This window comes from Shewanella metallivivens (genome assembly GCF_028750675.1).
Lineage (GTDB): Bacteria > Pseudomonadota > Gammaproteobacteria > Enterobacterales > Shewanellaceae > Shewanella > Shewanella metallivivens.
Window position 1 is genome coordinate 66,712 of sequence record NZ_JAQQPZ010000015.1, and the last position, 16,616, is coordinate 83,327.

The 16,616-nt window shown below is 43.6% G+C and carries 15 protein-coding genes; 6 read left to right on the forward strand and 9 right to left on the reverse strand.

Annotated features, from left to right (window positions below; genetic code table 11):
- Positions 1-7 precede the first annotated feature (7 nt).
- A complete protein-coding gene (locus PQR79_RS18450) occupies positions 8-1,405 on the forward strand; it encodes a S8 family serine peptidase (RefSeq protein ID WP_238103071.1) in 1,398 nt (465 codons plus the stop codon).
- Here the strand turns inward: PQR79_RS18450 and PQR79_RS18455 are convergent.
- From PQR79_RS18455 to prmA, 5 genes are all read right to left on the reverse strand, one after another.
- Complete coding sequence (locus PQR79_RS18455; protein WP_238103070.1) at positions 1,388-2,320, reverse strand: surface lipoprotein assembly modifier; 933 nt, start codon at positions 2,318-2,320, stop codon at positions 1,388-1,390. The genes PQR79_RS18450 and PQR79_RS18455 overlap by 18 nt on opposite strands.
- Before the next feature lie 74 nt (positions 2,321-2,394).
- Entirely contained in the window at positions 2,395-3,360 is a 966-nt protein-coding gene (locus tag PQR79_RS18460; RefSeq protein WP_238103069.1) for a hypothetical protein, read from the reverse strand.
- 199 nt (positions 3,361-3,559) lie between these two features.
- Positions 3,560-3,865 carry a DNA-binding transcriptional regulator Fis gene (gene fis, locus PQR79_RS18465; RefSeq protein WP_011635942.1) on the reverse strand — a complete coding sequence of 102 codons (306 nt, stop codon included), beginning with the start codon at positions 3,863-3,865 and terminating at the stop codon, positions 3,560-3,562.
- A gap of 23 nt (positions 3,866-3,888) precedes the next feature.
- Positions 3,889-4,851 carry a tRNA dihydrouridine synthase DusB gene (gene dusB, locus PQR79_RS18470; RefSeq protein WP_238103094.1) on the reverse strand — a complete coding sequence of 321 codons (963 nt, stop codon included), beginning with the start codon at positions 4,849-4,851 and terminating at the stop codon, positions 3,889-3,891.
- 359 nt (positions 4,852-5,210) lie between these two features.
- Entirely contained in the window at positions 5,211-6,092 is an 882-nt protein-coding gene (gene prmA / locus PQR79_RS18475; protein ID WP_238103067.1) for a 50S ribosomal protein L11 methyltransferase, read from the reverse strand.
- Positions 6,093-6,352: 260 nt separating this feature from the next.
- On the opposite strand from prmA, the gene PQR79_RS18480 reads away from it, so the two are divergent.
- From PQR79_RS18480 to PQR79_RS18490, 3 genes are read left to right on the forward strand one after another with little or no spacing between them, the layout of a single operon-like run.
- Positions 6,353-7,096, forward strand: coding sequence for a fumarate reductase cytochrome b subunit (locus PQR79_RS18480; protein WP_238103066.1), 744 nt, complete (start codon positions 6,353-6,355; stop codon positions 7,094-7,096).
- 12 nt (positions 7,097-7,108) lie between these two features.
- The gene (locus PQR79_RS18485) at positions 7,109-9,103 is read left to right on the forward strand and encodes a fumarate reductase flavoprotein subunit (protein ID WP_238103064.1); all 1,995 of its coding nucleotides are present in this window, start codon (positions 7,109-7,111) and stop codon (positions 9,101-9,103) included.
- Entirely contained in the window at positions 9,100-9,840 is a 741-nt protein-coding gene (locus PQR79_RS18490) for a fumarate reductase iron-sulfur subunit (protein WP_238103063.1), read from the forward strand. Before PQR79_RS18485 ends, PQR79_RS18490 begins: the two co-directional genes overlap by 4 nt.
- Positions 9,841-10,556: 716 nt before the next feature.
- Here the strand turns inward: PQR79_RS18490 and rho are convergent.
- Entirely contained in the window at positions 10,557-11,822 is a 1,266-nt protein-coding gene (gene rho, locus PQR79_RS18495) for a transcription termination factor Rho (RefSeq protein WP_238103062.1), read from the reverse strand.
- Between the two features lie 222 nt (positions 11,823-12,044).
- Positions 12,045-12,371: a thioredoxin TrxA gene (trxA, locus tag PQR79_RS18500; RefSeq protein ID WP_238103061.1), complete on the reverse strand. Its 327-nt coding sequence runs from the start codon at positions 12,369-12,371 to the stop codon at positions 12,045-12,047.
- A 153-nt stretch (positions 12,372-12,524) separates the two neighbouring features.
- Between trxA and rhlB the strand changes: the two genes are divergently transcribed.
- Together rhlB and PQR79_RS18510 are read left to right on the forward strand one after the other, a co-directional pair.
- A complete protein-coding gene (rhlB, locus tag PQR79_RS18505) occupies positions 12,525-13,832 on the forward strand; it encodes an ATP-dependent RNA helicase RhlB (protein ID WP_238103060.1) in 1,308 nt (435 codons plus the stop codon).
- Complete coding sequence (locus tag PQR79_RS18510; RefSeq protein ID WP_238103059.1) at positions 13,833-14,780, forward strand: Ppx/GppA phosphatase family protein; 948 nt, start codon at positions 13,833-13,835, stop codon at positions 14,778-14,780.
- 76 nt (positions 14,781-14,856) lie between these two features.
- On the opposite strand, the gene PQR79_RS18515 is transcribed toward PQR79_RS18510, so the two are convergent.
- Together PQR79_RS18515 and hemB are read right to left on the reverse strand one after the other, a co-directional pair.
- Entirely contained in the window at positions 14,857-15,408 is a 552-nt protein-coding gene (locus PQR79_RS18515) for a thioredoxin family protein (protein WP_238103058.1), read from the reverse strand.
- A 183-nt stretch (positions 15,409-15,591) separates the two neighbouring features.
- On the reverse strand, positions 15,592-16,602 hold the full coding sequence (gene hemB, locus PQR79_RS18520) for a porphobilinogen synthase (protein ID WP_238103057.1): 1,011 nt from the start codon (positions 16,600-16,602) through the stop codon (positions 15,592-15,594).
- Positions 16,603-16,616: the final 14 nt, after the last annotated feature.

A 16,616-nucleotide genomic window follows, 5' to 3' on the forward strand; every position in this document is an offset into this window, starting at 1 on the left:
GAGAGTAATGAAAAAATATAAACTGACATTATTAGGCTTAGCCTTTGTGCCTTGGGTAGCTACAGCCCAGCTATTACCTATTACTCAGTTGCCTGACACCATTGTGGATCAGCTTGATCGTAGCGTAAATCGTAATGCTGAACGCTTACAAGAATTAAAACAACAACGCTTAATTGAACAACAACTGCAAAAAACACTCGCGATTAAAGCACAGCTATTAGACCCGCTAGTGCAATTGCCTAGCGTGTTACCCATATTAGATACCCGTAAACAGCTAGTGTGGAATGAGGTTGAAGTTGAACTTGGGCAACGCGCGGTTGAGCGTGAGTGGCTTCTGTTATTATCAGAAAATCAATGGCGACAAGTACTTGAGGTAATGCCTGCGTTAAGTCAGTACGTACAAACACGCAAAAAATTAACCAGTCTAGGTGTTGAGTTAATTAAACTGCAAGTACCAGAATCGTTAGACAATAAACACATGTTGCGTCAACAATTACCTGAGTTGCTCGCACCTTATTTAAGTCGTAATTTTATTTACCAGCCCCAAATTCAAGCCACAGAAGCACCGGTTATAGCCCCGAAAGCTGCAATCGTACCAGCTGATAACAACGTGCCTGCAGCCATGTGTGAATTACCTATTTCGTTGGGTATGGTCGATACAGCCATCAACCCCAAGCACAGCGCTTGGCCGAATATGGCTGAGCGTTTTGCATTAATCCAACAGCACTTTTTACCTGAGTCAATTCCCTTGTCTTATAGCCACGGAACCGCAGTTGCTGGCGTGTTAGCTGGTGACAGTGAAGAGTTAGTCCCATTATTGCCATCGCTCACCTTGTACAGTGCTGGGGCATTTTACGCGCAAAATAAATACCAACAAGGGGCAACATTAGACAGTATTCTTCAAGCATTAAATTGGTTAGTTGCACAGCAAAGTCGGGTGATCAATATGAGCTTAACAGGGCCTGATAACCCAGTGTTAAGCGAGGCGGTTACCCGATTAATTGCGAAGGAGGTTATTTTGGTGGCTGCGGCGGGTAATGGTGGTCCCGCGGCGGCGCCATTGTATCCCGCCGCATATGATGGGGTCATCGCCGTTACCGCAGTAGATGATTCAAACCGATTATATCGCTGGGCTAATCAAGGTGAATATATCGACTTTGCAGCAAATGGGGTAAAAGTATTAACCGCTCGCGCAGACGGCTCAATAGGTCGTGAGAGTGGCACGTCAATGGCGACGCCTGTTGTGAGTGCTAAAGTAGCGTGTTTACTTGCATCGTCCCCCACATTGACTCTGGCGCAAGTTGTGCAGCAACTACAACAACAAGCGCAAGACTTGGGCGAACCGGGTAAAGACAATCAATATGGCTATGGTTTATTAACTCGCCCTTTAAAAACTGGCTTGTAACAATAATCCCGCACGGGTTTCATCGTAATCTGCTGTGCTTAAGGTGGATTGAAAATCACCGTATTCAACCGACGTTAATACCGCCCAATGTTGGCCTAAATTGACCTCCCATCTGGCATCATATTGTTGATGCACATCATCACGACGACTACCATCATCTTGAACCTGATAATCACGTTGACTGAGCTTTAAGCCAAATTGCAGTTTTTGTGTTAATTGCCATAATGAAAATTGATTAGACACGCGGGCGTTTAAGCCTGTCGCGGTATAACTGAACTCAGTGGCATTGGCTTCTTCATCTTCATAGGTTGCACCTAGTGAAATAAAGCGCTGGCCTTGGTCAAAAAACCAAAATGAATCAACTGTAGCGCTATAACTTTTGGCATCACGTTGCTCAATTTGATCAAACTGTTTATCGGCATGCACTAGGCTTGGGCGTAAAAACCAGCTATCAGATAAGCTGTGCATGGTATAAACGCTAAATTGGGTTAAGGTTAAAAAGTCGCTGCCATCCAAATCGGCCTGAGCATGATAAACGTTGGTACCTATGGTGGTTGTGGTTAGTGCATAGCTCACATCGGCAAAGGCTAGCTGTAGGCGTGAATTATAATCACTGGCCGTTTGATAGCTTTTATCATTGATACTGTAACCAGTGTCTATACGTAAATTGTCACTTACTTGCCAACCCAGGTCGAGTTGAGCATCGAGTACAACAGCATTGTCGGACTGACCACTCGCTTGCTCCAGTTCACTAATGTTAACGTTAGACTGATATTCCATTCCGGCTTTGGCTTTACCACTCAATGACCAGGAATCGGCATTGTCATTTGCCCATACGTTTACCCATAATAATGGGCTTGCACTGGCCAGTACGATAGCTGTTGAAAACGCAGTGTTACGATTGAATAAGGCCATGATGTGAGATCCTAAAGTCAACAGGGAAGATAAGCCGGCAATATTGCCGGCATAAACGAGGTAGGATTAAGCGCTTATAAACCGCTGGTTAATCGAATCGTATTTTGGATTGTATTATTTACTTCAGCACTTACGGTTTGACTCACGGCTTGGGTCAATTGTTCACGTGCATTTTGTTGAACTAATTCGCTCGCACTTGCCTGTAATTGCTGCTGAACAGCAGTTAATGCACTGGCATTGACGGCGGCAGAGGTGGCTTGTGACACTGCAGCGGTAGTTGATACTGATACGGCGTTGCTGGTGGCGATAATCGCATCAGCATTGATGCTGCTTTGCAGTTGCTCCGCACTATTGATTGCGCTGGTGGTTGCTAACTCGGTTGCACTTTCTGCTGCACTGTTTAAAGCAAGTTCAGTTGAGTTAGCCGCTGTTAAAGCACTATTTACTGAGGTGTCAGTTAATTGGGTTGATGAATCAACCGTTGTGGCAACCGTACTAGACGCAGAGGCTAACGTTTGTGTTGCTGCCATTTCAGCTGTAACAGCAGTTTGACCGCTAAGCTCAGTAGCCAGTGTCACGCCGCCATTCGCTAGCCCGCTAAGTTGTGAGCTGGCAATTTGCGATACTGAACCAACATTAGCACTTGTAGTATCTACCGCTGTGCTAGTTAATGAGTTGACTGCCGTTAGCGTTTCGGTTGGCATTGATAGTATTAATTCGCCGTTAGCTGATGTTGATGATTCAGCCGTCATTGAGTCAGAGTCATTTGTTTCGCTCGATTCAGCGGTCTCAGTGTCATTCGCCGCGGTTTGATCTGTGCTGCTTTCAGTGGCGGTATCAGACGTTGCGGTATCATTAGATGCTTCAGCCTGCTGACTATTTTGAAGGTTAGCGCTAGCGCTTAATTGTGCTGATTGGCTTTGGCTAAATTGCACATCAGCTTGTGCAGATGTTGAGGTTGAAACAGACATTTCAGCACTCATGGCCACCGTTGAAAAACAGGCTAGTGCGATTAAAGTAGGTTTGAATAATGTGTTCATTGTAGTTCCCTCGTTGTTGTCGTGATTGACACAGTGATAACGAGACAGCGACAAGTTCTATTCCATTTATTTTTTAAAAAATTGAAAATAAATTAAATTAGTGGTTTATTCATTTTTTGATTGTGCAGATAATTAAAAACAAAACGGGCTTATCATTGCTGATAAGCCCGTTTCATTACAATCACTTAGACACTAGGTCTTAGTTCATGCCGTATTTCTTTAATTTCTTACGTAAAGTACCACGGTTGATACCTAACATATTAGCAGCGCGCGTTTGGTTGCCACGAGTGTGTTGCATAATGATGTCTAGTAAAGGCGCTTCAACTTCGCACAATACCATTTCATATACTTCAGAAGCTTCCTGACCGTCTAACTGAGAGAAGAAGTTAGTTACGGCACGTTTAACTGCGTCACGTAATAACTGCGGCTTGATAGTGCCGTTTGCTGTTTCGATTTTGCCTACGGTAAGCTGGTGAACTTCTGTGTTAGTTGTCTGATCAAACATTCTATTCTGCTCTTTATTAAATTCTAAACTAATTCATCAAAATAACATTCCACTAAGGAATGTTGCTGGGCAGCGGTTTCAAGCCGATTGAAGTCAGCACGAAATTGGCGCTGTTCCTCATGGTTTAGGTACCACCCGACGTGCTTTCTAGCAAATCGGACACCTTTATACTCGCCATATAAGTCGTAAAGTTTGTTAAGGTGTTCGAGCATCACAGTGCGTTGCTCGTCCGCCTTAATTGGCGCTAACTTTTTACCTGTTTCCAAGTAATGTAGGATTTCTTTAAAAATCCAGGGCCTTCCTTGTGCACCTCTTCCTATCATCAGGGCATCGGCACCGGTGTAGTCAAGCACAAACTTGGCTTTCTCCGGACTGTCGATATCCCCGTTGGCGACAACAGGAATTGAGACATTCTGTTTGATGGCTTTAATCGTGTCGTACTCGGCAAAGCCTTTGTACATGCATTGTCTTGTGCGGCCGTGAACGGCTAACGAAACGATGCCACAATCTTCAGCTATCTTGGCTATTTCAACACCATTACGATGTTCAGGTTCCCAACCTGTGCGAATCTTTAATGTTACAGGCACATCGACTGCACCCACCACGGCTTGTAAAATCTCTTTTACTAAATCGGGGCTTTGCATCAGCGCTGAGCCAGCAAACTTTTTATTCACTTTTTTTGCCGGGCAGCCCATGTTGATATCAATGATATGCGCGCCTTGTTCAACGTTGAACCTTGCGGCATTGGCCATTAACTCAGGATCTGCCCCTGCAATTTGTACGGAGCGTATACCTTCTTCACCAGAATGCGTCATGCGCTGGCGGCTTTTATCACTGTCCCAAACGTCAGGATTTGATGAAAGCATTTCTGATACAGCTAAGGCTGCGCCATAGTGTAAACAGAGATTTCGAAAGGCCTGATCGGTGACACCTGCCATTGGTGCCACAATCAGCTGGTTAGACAGTTGATACGGGCCAATTTGCATTGCGAACTTCACCTTGCTCTTCAAAGGGGCGCTATAGTAGCCCTTTTTGACGGCCATGAAAAGGTCAATAAATGACCTAAATGCAACTTTTTTGCTTGACTTTTATTGGCTGTCACATCTTTGACTAATAATTAACGTTTTTTCGTGATGTGTGAGGGCTGGTGCGAGTTGTAGCTCAGCTTTTTTATTGACGCAGGGATTATTTAGGTGAATTCAGCTGTAAAAAACATCAAATGAGCTGTAAAAAAAGCAAGGTGATTTGTTAAAAAACAAAAATCATAATGTAAAAAAAATGTAGCCGGTTGTTTTATCTGTAAAACAACCGGCTTCTCTTGTCATTACCAATAGCCTGTACAACTTTATTTGCGGATACCGCTTAGGCGACTCCAGTCTTCTTTATGGCATGCAGGGTCCATATCAAACCATTGACTGTAAAAGTCAGACACTTCTTGTGCTTGCTCTTGGAGTAAACCTGATAATGCTAGCTTACCACCTGTTTTGACTTTTTCCGCAATCAGCGGCGCTAACTCTTTTAGTGGGCCAGCCAGAATATTGGCAACTAATACATCGGCTTGTAGGTTTTCGGGTTGGTTTTCTGGTAAATGCAGCGCTAATTTGTCGGCCACATCGTTGCGCTCTGCATTGGCGGTTGAAGCATCAATAGCTTGGTAATCAATATCAACGCCCGTGACTTTTTTGGCACCAAGTTTAATGGCTGCAATGGCCAAAATGCCTGAACCACAACCAAAGTCGATCACTTCTTGGTTTGCTAAATCTAGGCTGTCTAACCATTCTAAACATAGTGCCGTGGTGGGGTGGGTACCGGTACCAAAAGCGAGGCCTGGGTCAAGAATAACGTTAACCGCGGTAGGATCGGGAATTTCACGCCAGCTAGGGCAAATCCATAGGCGTTGACCAAATTGGATTGGGTGGAAACTGTCCATCCACTCACGTACCCAGTCTTTGTCTTCAACTTGTTCTATTTTATGGGTAAAACCTTTGCCTAAAAATGGCATGGTTTCTAAAAACTCGATAGTGGGTGTTAAGTCTGTTTCGGCATCAAATAAGGCGATTAATATGGTGTCTTGCCATAGTGGGGTCTCGCCTAATTTAGGCTCAAAAATGGGCTCATCTTGGCCATCTTCATAGGTAATGGAAACTGAACCTTGATCCATTAATAAGTCACCAAGCATATCTGCATGGTCGCGATGGGTGTGAATGCGCAATTGGATCCAAGCCATGGAATGTTCCTAATCGATAATAAAACAATAATTGACGACTATTATACTCAAACCGCCTGCATTTGTGCGCTTTCGTAGATAGTTTATCTGGCTTATTTGTAAAAGCCTGTAGACGAGTGACGCTGGATTTGTGACCAGGGTCTAACTAACTGTAAATAATAGTGAGCATTGTCACGTATTGTTTTGCGAACAGTGCTGTCGTGATGAAAGACTTGCTATGTTCATTGTCTCTTATTGTGTCAGCACAGGATGTAATGTTTATGGCCGTAAACCCTCTACCTGCAAAAAATATATTGAGTCGTTATAACGCCAAAGGATTTTCTCATCCTATTTGGGCGGCTCGAGCAGATAGATTGCAAAGTGCCTCGGGTGTGTTACTTGGGTTGTTTCTTATTATGCATTTGCATTTTGAGTCGAGTATTTTACTGGGTAAAGAGGCTTTTTATCAGGTAGCACAATTTCTCGAAGGCGGTATTTTTAGTGAAACCGGACATGGCTTTCCTATTCTTACGCAAATCTTTTCTGTCGTAATGTTGTTGGTTGTGCTTATTCATGCCGTATTTGCATTAAGGCGTTTTCCTACTCAAATTGGCCAGTGGCGAGCCCTGCGTCAACAGATGAAATTTTTACCTCATGAAGATACCAAAATTTGGTTCTGGCAAATGGTCAGTGGATTTTTACTGTTCTTCTTAGTGCCTGTGCACCTGTTTACCATGATCACTAATCCTGAAATTGGCCCGCATTTATCAGCCGAGCGAGTGGTATATCAAAATGCTTGGGTGTTATATGTGCTGTTATTACCGGCAGTCACAATACACGCCATTTTTGGTTTGTATCGGGTGTCGGTTAAATGGGGTCTAATCACTCAGCGATTTGCGCTATTGAAGTTAGCTAAGGTCATGCTGGCTTATTTAATGGTGCTTGGTGTTGCCAGTCTAGTGGCTTATATCATTATTGGCCGTTCATTGAGTTTGCCTGTGGTGCCTTTTGTACCTGGTTTGTAATAAGGATATGTTGTGAAAATTATTTATACCGATTCCTTAGTTGTCGGGGCTGGTTTAGCTGGCCTTAGGGTTGCGATAGCCTCTAAAGAGCGTGGGCTCGACACCATAGTACTGTCACTTATTCCGGCTAAACGTTCTCATTCTGTTGCCGCCCAAGGCGGTATGCAGGCCAGTTTAGCTAACACTGTAAAAGGGATGGGCGACAATGAAGATGTGCATTTTCAAGATACTGTAAAAGGGTCTGACTGGGGCTGCGATCAGCAAGTTGCCAGAATGTTTACACATTGTGCACCTAAAGCCGTACGCGAACTCGCCCATTGGGGCGTGCCGTGGAGCCGAGTGAGCCAAGGTGACCGTGAGGTTATCGTTAATGCGCAAAAAGTGACTTTAACCGAGGCAAAAGAAGCCCATGGCTTAATTAATGCGCGTGATTTTGGCGGTACTCAAAAGTGGCGTACTTGTTATACCGCCGATGGTACAGGGCATTCATTATTATACGCTGTCGATAATCGTGCTATCTCAATGGGCATTCCGGTTCATGAGCGTATGGAAGCACTAAAAATTATCCATGATGGCAAACGGTGTCATGGTGTGATTGCACGCTGTTTAATTACCGGTGAAATAAGGGCTTATGTTGCTAAATCGACAACGATTGCGACTGGTGGTTATGGCCGCATTTATGAAGTGTCGACCAATGCGATTATTTGCGAAGGCATTGGTCAGGCGTTAGCGCTAGAAACCGGTGTCGCGACATTAGGTAATATGGAAGCGGTACAGTTTCACCCGACAGCCATTGTGCCGGTGGGGATTTTAACCACAGAAGGATGTCGTGGTGACGGTGGTGTATTACGTGACAAAGATGGCCACCGCTTTATGCCTGATTACGAACCCGATAAAAAAGAGCTCGCCTCGCGCGATGTTGTATCGCGACGAATGACCGAACATATTCGCAAAGGCAAGGGCGTAGATAGCCCTTATGGACCCCATTTATGGTTAGACATCACTTTGCTGGGCAAAAAACACATTGATACCAATTTACGTGAAGTCAAAGAGATCTGTCAGCACTTCTTAGGCATTGACCCTGTGACAGAATGGATCCCCGTGAGGCCAACACAGCATTATTCAATGGGCGGTATCCGCACTAAAGCTAATGGTGAAAGTCCGCAGTTATCAGGGCTCTTTAGCGTCGGAGAAGCTGCGTGCTGGGATATGCATGGTTTTAATCGCCTAGGGGGTAACTCTTTGGCTGAAGCCGTGGTGGGAGGGATGATCATTGGTCAATATGTGGCAGATTTTTGTCAGCAAGCAACCTTAACCATTGATACAAAGTTAATTGAACACTTTGGCCGACAAATCGACAGTGAAATTACCGAATTAATTGAAGGTGGCGGCACCGAAAAAACGATGACGATTAAGCAAGAAATGCTGAAAATCATGATGGATTACGTTGGCATTTTTCGTAATGGCACTCAACTCGAACAAGCTGTAAATGAGTTAAGTGAGTTGCTTAAGCGTTCACGTAATATTGGCTTAACGTGTAAAAAACGTCACGCTAACCCTGAATTAGTTGATGCTTTAAGAGTAAAACGCATGTTAAAGGTTGCCTTAACTGTGGCTAGCGGTGCTCATGCTCGTACCGAAAGCCGTGGAGCGCACTCGCGTGAAGATTACCCTGAACGAAATGACCGCGATTGGCTCAATCGTACGCTCAGTGCATGGCCAGACGAAAACGCATTAGTGCCTACATTAAGCTATGAACCCATCGATGTGCTGTCTATGGAGTTACCACCAGGGTATAGAGGTTATGGCACTAACAATGCTATTGCTCATCCTGATACCGTGATACGCCAGCAGCAAATTGAGCAAATATTGGCAGAATTAGATAATCCAAGCGATCGCGTGGCAAGACAAGCGGCCATTATGCCTTATGAGTTACCTGATGATTTTATGCCAGCCAACCAAAGATTGTTTGATAACGTCGATGTTAAAGGAGATCCTGCCAAATGAGCCAAGCCCGTCAATTGACGTTTTCAATATTTCGATATGATCCACAAGATCCTAACGATAAGCCGCAAATGGTGAATTATTATATTACCGAAACCCCAGGCATGACGGTGTTTATTGCATTAAACAAATTACGTGAGACGCAAGACCCATCGTTGCAGTTTGATTTTGTCTGTCGTGCGGGTATTTGTGGCAGTTGCGCCATGGTGATTAATGGTAAACCGACACTGGCTTGCCGTACCCTAACGGCTAATTTCCCAAGTGCTGAAATAAGTTTAATGCCTTTACCAGGGTTTGAGTTGATTGGTGATTTATCAGTTAATACCGGTAAATTTATGCGTGAATTAGCAGAACATTTGCAATTGTGGTTACAACCCAACGACACCGACATGGACATTCATCGCATTGAAGCGCCTATGGCACCAGAAGAGGCAGCCAAACTTTATGAACTTGAGCGTTGCGTAGAATGTGGCGTGTGTGTATCGGCGTGCGCAACTAAGCAAATGCGTGACACCTTTGTGGGTGCGGTAGGATTAATGAAAATTGCCCGCTTTGAACTCGACAGCCGTGATAGTCGTACCAGTGATGATTTTTATCATGTTATTGGTAACCAAGATGGGGTATTTGGTTGTATGACCTTGTTGGGCTGCCAAGATACATGCCCTAAAGATTTACCGCATATGCAACAAATTGCTTATCTACGTCGCAAAATGGCCATAAGTGTCACTAATATAACTTAATTTAACGGGGTTTATTTCCAAACAATAACAGCCGCCCACTGCGTAAATTATAGCAGTTGGCGGCTGTTTTGATTTTAATACCATTCCGCGTTAATAAGTGATGTCTCAGCAAGAGTTTAAAAGGGCTTAAACCTTAAACAAGGCGGATTCTAGGCAAGTAATAAGATTGTAGGCATAGTTGCCCTCCCTTTTTCATCCATACAGCCGGCCGTAATAGCAATCCTTATTAGAATGTGATCTATTTTAGGCTGTGTCACTAGACCCAGTACAATGAAAATGACTGCAGGTGAAGTCATTTACATCAACGTCATTTGAAGCCGTAATGGGGTTTGTGACGCAACCCCGAAGGGCGAATTTATCAGCGTGGTCTTCTTTGTTAGCCTTTCTTAACGTAGTGCACTATAACCTAGTGCACTATGCCCTCAAAAAGCTGCCTCGAATGCCTCACTGATAACTTTCGCTAAAAGAGCACATTTTAATGCGGATTGGTATAAGCAGCATAGAAAACCGACTTGCAAGAGACACTCAGACGGTCCATTTCTTTGTTGTAATACCCTAAGAAGGGAATCACCATTTTCAATAATGCGCCTTAAATTAAACAGCCTGAGCGACTCTGATTGGCCACATAATTAATGGAAATGGTAAGTTGCGAAACCGATAAATAAAAAATGCCGCTAACCTAGGTTAGCGGCATTTTTTTATCGATAATCGACGTATTAAGACTTAGCGCGTTTCATCGCAGTAAAGAACTCTTCATTGGTTTTGGTCATTGCCAATTTATCAATTAAGAATTCCATTGCTGCAACTTCGTCCATTGGATTAAGAATTTTACGTAAAATCCACATTTTCTGAAGTTCGTCTGGTGTCGTCAGTTTTTCTTCACGGCGGGTACCAGAGCGGTTGAAATCAATCGCAGGGAAAACACGTTTTTCAGCGGCTTTACGAGAAAGGTGTAACTCTTGGTTACCTGTACCTTTAAATTCTTCGTAAATCACTTCGTCCATTTTCGAACCGGTATCAACCAAGGCCGTTGCGATAATGGTTAAGCTGCCACCGTGTTCAATGTTACGCGCAGCACCAAAGAAACGTTTAGGACGGTGAAGGGCGTTAGCATCAACACCACCGGTTAATACTTTACCCGACGATGGGATAACAGTGTTGTAGGCACGTGCTAAACGAGTGATCGAATCTAATAGAATCACTACGTCTTTTTTGTGTTCAACTAAACGCTTGGCTTTTTCAATCACCATTTCAGCTACTTGCACGTGACGACTTGCAGGTTCATCGAAGGTAGAGGCAATCACTTCACCTTTTACAAGGCGTTGCATTTCGGTTACTTCTTCTGGGCGTTCGTCAATGAGTAATACCATTAACACCACATCAGGGTTGTTATAGGTAATGCTTTGCGCAATGTTTTGCAGTAATAAAGTTTTACCCGCTTTTGGTGGTGCGACGATCAAACCACGTTGACCTTTACCGATAGGCGAGCATAAATCAAGAATACGCGCGGTAATGTCTTCTGTTGAACCATTACCACGTTCCATACGCAAGCGTTCTTCAGCATGAAGTGGGGTTAAGTTTTCAAACAGGATTTTGTTGCGCGAGCTTTCTGGTTTATCGAAGTTAACTTCATTGACTTTTAACAGTGCGAAATATCTTTCGCCTTCTTTTGGCGGGCGGATTTTACCAAAAATGGTATCACCGGTGCGCATGTTAAAGCGGCGAATTTGGCTTGGCGATACGTAGATATCATCAGGACCCGCAAGGTATGAGCCGTCTGAACTTCTTAAAAACCCGAATCCGTCTTGGAGGATTTCTAATACACCGCCACCGAAGATGTCTTCTCCGCTTTTAGCGTGAGCTTTTAAAATAGAGAAGATAATATCTTGCTTACGAGTACGAGCCATGTTTTCTAATTTCATGCTTTCAGCAAGAGAAACTAGATCCGAAATGGGCGTGTCTTTTAATTCTGTTAAATTCATGTATGGGAGTCTTGTGTTACGCGACGAAGCTTACCGCAATCAATCAGTAAGGTTGAAAAGAAATATATGATTGATAAACGAGAAGAGGTTATTTGAAAAAATCTGATGAATAAATTAGCACTATATGGCTTGGGCGTCCAGAAATTTAGACCAATTTTGATCTAAAAACGGCACAAATTGTATAAAACTTGTGCCGATTAACACTTTTCAGAGAATTGAAGCTTAGATTTTAGCGTCAATGAACTCTTTTAATTGTGTTTTAGAGAGTGCGCCAACCTTAGTTGCCACTAGTTCGCCACCTTTGAACATAAGCAATGTTGGAATACCACGTACGCCATACTTAGCAGGAGACACGTTGTTTTGGTCAACGTTTAATTTAGCCACTGTCAACTTACCTGCATACTCTTCAGCAACGTCGTTTAAGATTGGGGCGATCATTTTACAAGGACCACACCACTCAGCCCAGAAGTCTACTAAAATCGGTAAATCAGACTTTAATACGTCGTTTTCAAAGCTGTCATCGCTAAGGTATACAATTTTATCGCTCATGTTGTTCTCCAGATTTGGTTCCATTGCTAGTTTATTAATGGCTTACCATGTATATTGGGTCAGTTAAATAGCTTTTCAAGAGACCGTTTTAATAATGTAGCTATTTCAAACGATCGAATCTTTTTTTGCAACCCCTACAGGTATGCTTGTGCTATGAGCCAAACACATTTATCGACCCAAAAATTCGCCAACTTCCCTTTAAAGCCTGAAGTACTTGCGGCATTAAATGAAAACGGGTTTGAGTTTTGCACGCCAATTCAGGCGTTATCTTTACCTATTTTACTAAAAGCAAAAGACATTGCCGGACAAGCCCAAACCGGTACCGGTAAAACAATGGCCTTTTTAGTGGCCACTTTTAACCATTTGCTTACCGTTGCAGCGCCAGAGGGCCGCAAAGCAACTGAACCTCGCGCAATTATCATGGCGCCAACTCGTGAGCTGGCAATTCAAATTGCCAAAGATGCTAACTTGCTCGCTAAACATACCGGCCTTAAAGTCGGTATTGTTTATGGTGGCGAAAGCTATGAAACCCAACGAGAAGTGCTCGACAAGGGCGTGGATATTTTAATTGGTACCACCGGACGTATCATTGATTACGTTCGTCAGGGTGTGATTAGTTTAAACCATATTCAAGCTGTGGTGCTTGATGAAGCCGACCGCATGTTTGATCTGGGCTTTATTAAAGACATTCGCTTTTTATTCCGCAGAATGCCTGATGCTCAGTCACGATTAAATATGTTGTTTTCTGCTACGCTTTCTATGAAAGTGCAGGAATTAGCTTATGATCACATGAACGATCCTGAAAAAGTTGAAATCGAACCGTTAGAAAAAACCTCTAAAAACATTAAAGAGGAAATATTCTACCCATCGATGGAAGACAAAATGCGCTTATTGCTCACGCTAATCGAAGAAGATTGGCCAGATAAAGCCATTGTGTTCTCGAACACAAAGCACAGCTGTGAAAAACTGTGGTCTTATTTAGAAGGTGATGGTCATCGTGTTGGGTTGTTAACTGGCGATGTACCGCAAAAGAAACGTATCCGTATTCTTGAGCAGTTTACGACAGGTGATTTAGATGTGTTAGTCGCAACCGACGTTGCTGCGCGTGGATTACATATCTCTGATGTGTCGCACGTGTATAACTACGATTTACCCGATGACTGTGAAGATTATGTCCATCGTATTGGCCGTACAGGTCGTGCGGGTAAAACCGGCGTGTCGGTAAGTTTTGCATGTGAAGAATATGCACTGAATTTACCCGCGATTGAAACCTACATTGCCCATTCAATTCCGGTGACTAATTACGACCGTGATGCGTTATTAGATGATATTCCACCACCAGTGCGTATACATCGTAAGCACCCCACTTCGCGTACCCGTGATGGTGGCGCAAATAAAGGCGCACATCGTAGTGGTGGCAATAGCCGTCCACCACGTCACAGGACTCGTAGACCACAATAAATGCCAGTGTCGAACGTATCTCAGCCTTATGCGGCGATAACGTTAGGATCTAACAGTTTTAATATGTTAGTTGCTCAAACCGTAGGCCATAAACCTACCGTTATCGCCAAATATAAACGTAAAGTGCGCCTAGCCGAAGGCATTGGTGATGATGGTTACTTGTCTGAAGATGTTATGCTGCGAGGCTTAGACTGTTTAGCCATGTTTGCATCAATGCTTGAGCAACATCATATAGCCAGTGATAACGTCGCTGTATTTGCCACGGCGACGTTACGGGTTATCAATAATGCCGATGAGTTTCATCGTCGCGCGTTGCCCATCTTGCTGCACCCCATCGAAGTGATTTCTGGCCTGCGTGAAGCAGAACTGATTTATCAAGGTATGGTCGCAACAACACAAGGTGATGGCCGTCGTTTAGTGATTGATATTGGTGGTGCGAGCACCGAGTTTATTATTGGTGATGGCAGCAAAGTGTTGTTTAAAACCAGTGTACCGATGGGCTGTGTGTTGTTTAATCAGCGTTTTTTTAATCAATATCCATTGCAAAATATTGATTTTGAACAAGCCATTGAATACGTCAATGTGATGATGAGTGAACATCTTGAGCAACTATTGTTGCTGGGATGGCAAGCTGTGCTTGGCGCTTCAGGTGCAGTGCAATCGGTTGTGTCAGTCTTACAACACAGGCAATGTTCAGCCATTATCACTCAACAGACTTTATTGGCTTTTAAGGCCGAAATTTTGGCACAACATGATGCGAGTTTAGCGGGCATAAACGGCCTTGATCCTGAACAAGCACCTACCTTTGCCGCAGGTGTTGCGATACTAATCGCGTTGTTTGAAAGCTTGTCTATCAACAGTTTGCATCTTGCTGGTGGAGCGTTGCGTGAAGGTGTATTGCAACTATTGGCCGATAGAATTGCTGCTAAGCAACTCGATAAAGAATGACTTGGGCATTTTTAACATAAAAATAGGTCGCCATGGCGACCTATTTTTTTGGGTTTATTAAAATATTAAAAAATAATTATTTTAATATTTCAACAAGGTCTGCTTCCAAAGTGACTTTTGGACGTTCAACAATCCGGCCTAACTCATTAGCTTGTTGTTTAACAATAAAGGTTGGAATACGGCTAAATGCATACTTAGCGGCCAGTCCTTCAGAGTCTTGTTTGTTACGATCAACACCGATGTATTCTACTTGAATATTAGGGTTGGCAGCGGCTTCAAGTACGCGCATAAAGTGCGGCGTTTCACGGTGGCAATCTGGGCACCAAGTACCAATAATAACAGTAATTTGCGTCGGTTTATCAATGGCTTTAAGTGCTGCTACGGCTTGTGCATCAACTTGATAACTGGCAAAACCGTCGGCGTAGCCGGGTAATGTGGTCGTTAGGGTTTGCGGTTCAATTACACCGGTTAAAATCACTTCTTCTTTCTCCTCGCTGCATGTCGCAATAAAGCCTTGTTGATCTTCTTCAAACGCGCAACCTGAATTTGCGGATACCGTCATCGGTAATAATTGCGTGCTAAAAAAGAGTACGCTAGTGGCTAAAAATGTTTTAACGTTATTGTGCATGATAATGCCTCGTTTAAGAAGAAAATACTTGGAGATAATGCTTGCGTGTATTCAAACATGCTAATGATTATCTGTTAAGGCTAAGATGGTGTTGATGCTAGCTAGATCACTAAAAAAATAAAGCCAATCATTGAGATGATTGGCTTTGTTTTTAATCACTGAAATTAAATTGAACAATTGATACTAATTGTGTTCTTTTAACCACTGCGCAGCACGTTTGGCAAAGTAAGTTAGGATGCCATCAGCACCAGCGCGCTTAAAGCAAAGTAATGATTCCATTACAATGGCTTTTTCAGCTAGCCAGCCATTTTGAATCGCGGCCATGTGCATAGCGTATTCACCGCTGACTTGATATGCAAAAGTCGGTACAGCGAGTTCTGTTTTGACTCGGCGAACGATATCTAAATAAGGCATACCTGGTTTCACCATCACCATGTCAGCACCTTCCTGAATATCCAGTGCGACTTCGTGTAATGCCTCATCACTGTTGGCTGGATCCATCTGGTAACTATGCTTGTTGCCACCTTTTAAGTTGCCTGCAGAGCCGACAGCATCACGGAAAGGCCCATAGTAACTTGAAGAATATTTAGCGGAGTACGCCATGATTTGGGTGTTCACAAAACCCTTTTCTTCTAATGCTTCGCGAATCGCGCCAATACGGCCGTCCATCATGTCTGATGGCGCAACGATATCGGCACCGGCTTCGGCGTGAGATAAGGCTTGTTTAACTAAGATTTCCGTAGTGATGTCATTAAGGATGTAACCGGTGTCATCAATAATGCCGTCTTGACCGTGTGTGGTAAACGGGTCTAATGCCACGTCCGTCATAACGCCTAACTGCGGAAAGGCTTGTTTTAGTTCACGTACGGCACGTTGTACTAAGCCGTCTGGATTGTAAGACTCTTCTGCCATTAAGCTTTTTTTATCCACAGGCGTCACAGGGAATAAAGCAATCAGTGGGATCCCTAACTCAACTAACTCGGCAGCTTCTTTTAATAACAAGTCAATGGAGTAACGTTCAACACCCGGCATAGAGGCCACTTTTTCAGTACGCTGAAAGCCTTCTAATACAAACATAGGGTAAATAAGGTCATTTACCGTTAGCGTGTTTTCAGACATTAAGCGACGGCTAAAATCATGTTTACGCATGCGGCGCATTCTGCGCTGAGGAAAGGCACTAGTAATAATATTCAATTTCGACTCCTGGA

Excerpts from the sequence above, each read along its gene's own strand:
- PQR79_RS18450 (WP_238103071.1), top strand. The coding sequence starts at position 8 with ATGAAAAAATATAAACTGACATTATTAGGCTTAGCCTTTGTGCCTTGG.
- PQR79_RS18455 (WP_238103070.1), bottom strand. The coding sequence starts at position 2,320 with ATGGCCTTATTCAATCGTAACACTGCGTTTTCAACAGCTATCGTACTG.
- PQR79_RS18460 (WP_238103069.1), bottom strand. The coding sequence starts at position 3,360 with ATGAACACATTATTCAAACCTACTTTAATCGCACTAGCCTGTTTTTCA.
- fis (WP_011635942.1), bottom strand. The coding sequence starts at position 3,865 with ATGTTTGATCAGACAACTAACACAGAAGTTCACCAGCTTACCGTAGGC.
- dusB (WP_238103094.1), bottom strand. The coding sequence starts at position 4,851 with ATGCAAATTGGCCCGTATCAACTGTCTAACCAGCTGATTGTGGCACCA.
- prmA (WP_238103067.1), bottom strand. The coding sequence starts at position 6,092 with ATGGCTTGGATCCAATTGCGCATTCACACCCATCGCGACCATGCAGAT.
- PQR79_RS18480 (WP_238103066.1), top strand. The coding sequence starts at position 6,353 with ATGGCCGTAAACCCTCTACCTGCAAAAAATATATTGAGTCGTTATAAC.
- PQR79_RS18490 (WP_238103063.1), top strand. The coding sequence starts at position 9,100 with ATGAGCCAAGCCCGTCAATTGACGTTTTCAATATTTCGATATGATCCA.
- rho (WP_238103062.1), bottom strand. The coding sequence starts at position 11,822 with ATGAATTTAACAGAATTAAAAGACACGCCCATTTCGGATCTAGTTTCT.
- trxA (WP_238103061.1), bottom strand. The coding sequence starts at position 12,371 with ATGAGCGATAAAATTGTATACCTTAGCGATGACAGCTTTGAAAACGAC.
- rhlB (WP_238103060.1), top strand. The coding sequence starts at position 12,525 with ATGAGCCAAACACATTTATCGACCCAAAAATTCGCCAACTTCCCTTTA.
- PQR79_RS18510 (WP_238103059.1), top strand. The coding sequence starts at position 13,833 with ATGCCAGTGTCGAACGTATCTCAGCCTTATGCGGCGATAACGTTAGGA.
- PQR79_RS18515 (WP_238103058.1), bottom strand. The coding sequence starts at position 15,408 with ATGCACAATAACGTTAAAACATTTTTAGCCACTAGCGTACTCTTTTTT.